This window comes from Calothrix sp. CBUCES-K 9914, assembly GCF_059640475.1.
In genome coordinates, this window is sequence record NZ_JBXXZH010000515.1 from 1 (window position 1) to 2,076 (window position 2,076).

A 2,076-nucleotide genomic window follows, 5' to 3' on the forward strand; every position below is an offset into this window, starting at 1 on the left:
TCGACTTTACCAACACCCTTTCTGGATTAGCAGGCACAGATATTGTTTTCCCTCCTATCGAGCGAGGATTAATAGAAAAATATTTTTCCGATTTCACAATTAGAGGGTTGGTGCCAAAACGCACGTTATAAAACAGGACTTACGCAACTGGCACAAGCGATCGCTAATCTTTAGTATTTGTGTATTGATATAGACTTACACAACTGGTAAAAGGCGATCTCTATTTTATAGTACTTTTGTATAAAAGTGGTTCGCGATTTTGAATGGCGAACCACTCCTCATCATTATTATCGGCTCTTTTGCTGAATTTGAACGGGAAATTATTGTTGAGCGGGTACGGGCAGGTCTTGCCAATGCAAGAGCCAAGGGGAAAGTACTGGGAAGACCGGAGCGTGATCCGACAGTGGCGGACAGAATTGTTATTTTGCGTGAACAGGGATTAAGCCTGCGGGACATTGCCAAAAGGGATGTCGGTTCGCGGACTTATAGTTCTATTTTACGGTTTCGGCAAACTTATCTTTCCACAAGCGAAAATTTATTGGCGACCGCTTCACGAAAAAAAGGTATGGACAGCGAAAGTCGTGGCAAAATTTTGATTCCAGCCGTGGCAATCTTATCGTCCTACCGACAAATAAGACTTTTGAGCTTAAGCCGATTTTCTGTTCCAATGATACTCCGACCCCGGATTGAAAAACTTCCAACAGAGATGCTATTGGGGGTTAATCAATCTTATCTACACCAATTATTGCTGAGTCCGCAAACCTATAATTTTGATACCAGACTGTGTGCAGCCGCATTACTGTCTTGGAATTATGAAACGAATCTAAACAACGAGAGAGAAGCTTTTTCTAACTGGCTTTCAAACCTGGCGCCGTTCCAAGATGTACTCAATAACTTATTCCCGTTGATAAATAATGAGTTTGCAATACAGTCTTACTTAGAACATTTTGGTATCCCTAGCTTCCGACCACTACAAGAAAAAGCTGTTAAATCAATAATTAATAAAGAAAATCCATTAATAATGATGCCCACTGGTGGTGGTAAGTCGTTGTGTTACCAACTACCAGCTTTGATGTTCCACCATAGACAAAAAGCTTTAACTGTCGTTATATCACCGTTACAAGCATTGATGGCTGACCAGGTAGCAGATTTAGAAGAAACTGGTTTATTTTTCTCTACCTACATCAACGGTACTTTGACAGCACAGGAACGGCGCCTGCGTTTAGAAGAATTACGCTCTGGCAACAAAGGTTTACTATATATTAGTCCTGAACAATTACGTTCAATGAGTATCCGCGCGCTACTTGAACAGCGTCCACCTGTATTATGGGTACTCGACGAAGCACATTGTATAAGTCAATGGGGACATGACTTCAGACCTGACTATTGCTATGTACCCAAGTTTATAAAAGAACTTTATGAACGGCGCCTGTTATCAAAACCCATGTTAGCTTTACTAACCGCGACAGCAACTCAAAGCGTCGTAGAAGATATTAAAAAGCTATTTGGTGAACAAGACCTAAACATCGGTACTATAATTGATGGAGAAACAACTCGTTCTAATTTGACGTTTGAAGTTATCCCAACAGTTGGTAATAAAGAACAAACACTTATTAATAAAGTTAAAGAATCATTGAATTTAGGTGGTAGTACACTTGTATATACAACAACTCGTAAAAATGCCGAAAAGCTTGCTAAATTGTTAAATCAAAGTGATATTGATGCGAAGTACTACCACGGGAAATTATCAACCCATGAGAAATACGAAGTTCTACATGCCTTTAAATCAGGTAAATTAAATGTAGTCGTTGCGACTTGCGCTTTTGGAATGGGTATTAACAGAAAAGATGTGCGCGCGGTTATTCACCATGCGATGAGTTCCAACTTGGAAGGTTATGTTCAAGAAGCTGGACGCGCGGGACGTGATGGTCAACCTTCTTACTGCACTCTGCTGTACGACCCTAAAGATGCAGATACAATATTTTTCCTACAAAGCTTAAATCAACTTAGCGAGCAGGATTTAAAAAATACTTTTATATCAACAAGGTATTTACGGAACCGGATTCATAAAGGCGC

General features: G+C 40.1%; 1 protein-coding gene. It reads left to right on the forward strand.

Annotated elements, in window-relative coordinates; genetic code table 11:
• Positions 1-259: 259 nt before the first annotated feature.
• Positions 260-2,076: RecQ family ATP-dependent DNA helicase (locus AC2JBO_RS44660; protein WP_496960039.1), on the forward strand; the 1,817-nt coding region annotated here is incomplete at its 3' end.